Annotated in this window: 4 protein-coding genes; 1 reads left to right on the top strand and 3 read right to left on the bottom strand. The window is 39.3% G+C overall.

Annotation, left to right across the window (positions count from 1 at the left end):
* A partial coding sequence (locus AC4GME_RS12395; protein ID WP_490379474.1) for an alpha-amylase family glycosyl hydrolase occupies positions 1-1,859 on the top strand: 1,859 nt, incomplete at its 5' end.
* 357 nt (positions 1,860-2,216) lie between these two features.
* On the opposite strand, the gene AC4GME_RS12390 is transcribed toward AC4GME_RS12395, so the two are convergent.
* The 3 genes from AC4GME_RS12390 to AC4GME_RS12380 all read right to left on the bottom strand — a co-directional run.
* On the bottom strand, positions 2,217-2,882 hold the full coding sequence (locus tag AC4GME_RS12390; RefSeq protein WP_490378123.1) for a Bax inhibitor-1/YccA family protein: 666 nt from the start codon (positions 2,880-2,882) through the stop codon (positions 2,217-2,219).
* A gap of 237 nt (positions 2,883-3,119) precedes the next feature.
* A complete protein-coding gene (gene tpiA, locus AC4GME_RS12385) occupies positions 3,120-3,872 on the bottom strand; it encodes a triose-phosphate isomerase (protein ID WP_490378124.1) in 753 nt (250 codons plus the stop codon).
* A gap of 185 nt (positions 3,873-4,057) precedes the next feature.
* On the bottom strand, positions 4,058-4,546 hold a 489-nt coding region (locus AC4GME_RS12380), incomplete at its 5' end, for a tRNA 2-thiocytidine biosynthesis protein TtcA (protein ID WP_490379473.1).

The following is a 4,546-nucleotide window of genomic DNA, read 5'->3' as shown; positions in this document are numbered from 1 at the left end:
TTAAAAAAATGGATTACATTAAAGCCCTTGGTTTTACTGCTATCTGGATAACGCCGGTTGTACAAAATGCAGGCGATTTAGCTTATCACGGCTATCACGCTTACGACTTTACCAAAGAAGATGAGCGCCTGCTTTCTCCTGGTTTTGATTTCCAACGTGTTATTGAAGAAGCGCATTCGCGTGATATGAAAGTTTACCTCGATATTGTACTTAACCATACAGGCCGTTTAGGTGTGAAGGGTAAAGCTGAAATCAAATATAACAGCGATCCTAAGCTGTTCCCGCTTCCTGATGAGTGGGCCGGTTGGGTTTGGGATGAAGCTAAGTACCTAGCAGGTGAGTCGCAATTTCCAAATGGTTGGGAATATGATGGTTTAACATCTCCAGGTACTATTGATGGTGAACCCATTCCGCCTTATCAACGCATTCCAAGTCGTCGTCCGTTTAATGCGACTGATATAGCTAACTATGATTTGGACCAAGTTGATGCGCAGGGGATTATGAAGTATCAATGGCCGTCAAATCAGTCCTATGTTTATACTATGGATAACTATCAAGGCCGTCCTCTAACTTATGAAGAATACAAAAATTCTAAACAATGGTTCCACAGCCAGGGCTTTGGAAGTGAAGATTCGTTTGATGTTTATCCAAATGCAAATCTGAATAATATTCATGAAGATCTGCCAGATTTAAATACAGAGAATCCAGCAGTACGTGATTATCTTGTCGAGGCATATGGACGTTATATCCGTATGGGCCTTGATGGTTTCAGGGTTGATACCGTAATGCATATTGACAAGAAAACGCTCAACGATATGTACTGGCCCGAGTTTAACCGCATCGCCAAAGAAAGCGAATCTGCACGTGGTGGCTCTGATTTCTTTATGTTCGGTGAAGTGGCAAACTTTGTTGGTAATATTACGGATAAAACGTCGCAGTTACGTCAGCAGAACTACACCTGGGACAATAATAACTTTGATGTAAGCAGTGATAATCATATGCTTAACGGCAATGAGTACCGCACGCCTGATTACAGTGAAATGGCACCCAACGGTGATGCAGAATACCATTTTTCAGTGATTGATATGGTGTCTCATAATGGCTTCACTAATGGCCATGGTGGCGGTTATAACGCCGCATTGGGTAATGATTTTGCATACAACGATGCAACATTCCTGACCTGGTATGCTGATTCACATGATTATGGCCCAAATAAAGGTGAAACTCGTTATCAGGGGGATTTTGCGCCATTATGGTCAATGCTCTTTACTTTCCGTGGGATTCCAATTGTTTATTACGGTTCGGAAATTCAGTTTGCAGCGGATAAACCAAATGACTGGCCTGGTGGCGGCAGCCAAGGAACTGAAATGTCATTAGAGAAAACAGGGCGTTCATACTTTGGTGATCATTTACAAGGGACGGTGACTGCAAGTAATTTTGGTGAATATCAAGCAAGCGGTGAAGTAAGCAATACCTTGAGTAATGATTTAGCGCAGCATTTAATGGGATTGAACAAAATACGCCACGCAATTCCGGCGCTGCAGATGGGGCAGTATAGTGTTGCTGATGCTGACGGCGGCTGGGCACGTTACCGTCGTCGTTTTGTCGGTAATGTAGGTGGAGTTGATATTGACTCATTTGTTCTGGTTGGTGTAGGTCAGGCAAGCTTCAGTTTCAGAAATGTCTTACCTGGTACCTATATTGATGCCGTGACAGGTAATAGTATTACCACCGATGGCAGCAGTATCTCCTTTAATGTGACAACGGGGGGTGATGCCGGACTTGCCGTTTATGTTCTTAACGGCGCAATTACCGCAGCACCGGGTAAAATTGCAAATAACAGTCCGTTCTTGAACTAACAATACTCTTCTAAGAACGACAACAGTAAGCCTCTGCCTCACGGTTGGGGCTTTTTTGTTTTAATTTAATGATCAAATGTAATGCTAATCTGTTTAAAAAGGGAAAGGTTTTCGCTGGGCGGTGAGGAATTTATCTAAAATGGCTTATAGTCACACGCAGACGATCAGCGATGGGCAGCTGTAAACTATTGGCGATAGTAACGTGCAGCGTTAACCATAGCTAAATTTGCAAACAGATTCGTTACGTGAAGGGATAATATTTTTTGGTGTGTTGATTTTTAATTTTTGATATTGCCTTGGCGTTAATAGCCAAGGCAATGTTATCGCAGAGATTATTTATTAATAAGGTAGAGATAATTAATCATCTAAAACATTTAATAAGTGTAATAGATGGATAAATAGATTAAACAGATTTAAATATAGCGAAACAGTTGCGCGGATATAGTTTGTTTCGCCACCGTTAATAATACGGCTGGTATCAAAAAGAATGAAACCTGACATGATTAATACTACAACGCTGCTGATAACCACCTGCATGATTGGAATTTGTAAAAAGATATTTGCAATCATGGCGATAATTACAACAATCATACCGGCCATCAAGAAACCGCCCATAAATGAGAAGTCTTTACGTGATGTTAATACATAAGCCGACAGGGCAAAGAATATAAGTGCCGTCGAGCCTAATGCCTGCATAATCAGTGAAGCACCGTTTTCCATCGCTAAATAATGATTCAGCATGTTGCCCAGTGATGCGCCCATCACACCTGTGAACATAAATACCCAGAACAGACCTTTACTGGAATCGGCTGTTTTAGAAACGACAAATAACAGAGCAAAACCCACTAGCATAAGAACTAATGAAGCTGTTGAACCAATATTTATCATAGTTGCGATAGTTGCAGTTAATGCAGAGAAGGCCAGCGTCATACCCAGCAAAATATAAGTGTTTTTCAGCACTTTGTTAATTGAGACAGTGCGGCCTTGAGTTTGTGTTTGAGTATTAAACATAGGTGAATTCATACGCTCTCCAAGATAGTTGTAAAAAAAATGTTATAAATAATCATATCATGATCATGACATATATTGTCAATAATTAATGGATATTATTAAATATAATATAGAGTAAATAGAGAGAGATGTATATCTTGCATTCTACTAAGATGAATAAGGTGTAAATAGGGCTGAAGTTTGTAAGTGAAAAAGTAAAAAAAAGGCGCTTTAAAAGCGCCTTGTGTTTATTTGTTGAGTATAAAAGGCTTATTTAGCGCCTTCGATAATGCCAGCAAACTCTTCAATAATTAATGCAGCACCACCAACTAAACCACCGTCGATATCAGCTTGTGAAAATAACTCTTTAGCACTTGCAGCTTTAACACTACCGCCGTAAAGGATTTGTACTTTTTCAGCAACAACTTTGCTTTGCTCAGCCAACCATGAACGGATATGAGCGTGAACTTCTTGAGCTTGCTCAGAAGTAGCAACTTTACCAGTACCGATAGCCCAAACTGGTTCGTATGCGATTACACAGTTTTCAAGCGCATCAATACCAGCAACGTCGATTACTGCTTTAAGTTGAGTTTCAACAACAGTAGTTGTAACGTTAGTTTCACGTTCTTCAAGCGTTTCACCGATACATAATACAGGAACTAAACCGTGTGCTTGAATAGCAACAAATTTTGCAGCAACAACAGCATCAGTTTCGTTATGGTATTGACGACGCTCAGAGTGACCAACTAAGCTGTATTTAGCACCAAACTCTTTAACCATTACTGGAGATGTTTCGCCAGTGTAAGCACCTTCAACATTTGTACTTACATCTTGAGCACCAAACTCAATGCTGTTATCAGCTACTAAGCCTGCAACTTGTTCAATAAAGATAGCTGGTGGGCATACAGCAACTTCAACGTTTGTTGCAGCGTCAGCAGCAGTTTCGATGCCTTTGATTAAAGTAGATACAGATTCTTTAGTACCGTTTAATTTCCAGTTACCCATTACAAGAGGTGTTCTCATGGTGTTCTCCATTGTTATTAATTAAAATTATTAAAACTGTGTTGATTATAAATGACTATTTGCCGAAACCTACTTATTTTTACAACTTACTGTAATTAAATTAGGGTAAAAAACAATAAACTGATCTAAAACAAACCTAATCAATAATATTTATTCGATTTTCTAAGCTATATAGTAAATATTTTTTAAGTTAGTTCTTTAATTTCCAGTGTTTGCTGTTGACTGTAGTATTGTGCTTCTATTGAGTTCGTTTCCTCAATTGTGTGCTGTACATCTTCTTTATCAAAAGCTATATCGCCCCCGTTTATAATTCCGGAGTCTTTAGTAATAGATTTAAAATCAAAAAGTGTCGTATCACAAAGATGCGAGGGTACAACATTTTGCATTGCTGTAAACATAGACTCTAAACGACCTGGAAATTTGTCATCCCATTCATTGAGCATGTTTTTAGTGATTTGACGTTGTAAATTAGGTTGTGAGCCACATAAGTTACAAGGAATGATGGGGTACTGTTTAAGCTCTGCATATTGCTCTATCTCTTTTTCTTTGCAATAAGCAAGAGGGCGGATAACAACATGCTCGCCATTATCTGAAACTAATTTTGCCGGCATGGATTTTAGCTTGCCGCCAAAAAACATATTTAGCATCAGTGTTGCCAGCATATCATCACGGTG

It is taken from the genome of Psychromonas sp. (assembly GCF_983033635.1).
Note: the sequence above shows the minus strand (reverse complement) of the source record. Positions and strands in the feature narration are given on the sequence as shown.

Coding starts and splice junctions, on each gene's coding strand:
- AC4GME_RS12390 (WP_490378123.1), bottom strand. CDS start 2,882: ATGAATTCACCTATGTTTAATACTCAAACACAAACTCAAGGCCGCACT.
- tpiA (WP_490378124.1), bottom strand. CDS start 3,872: ATGAGAACACCTCTTGTAATGGGTAACTGGAAATTAAACGGTACTAAA.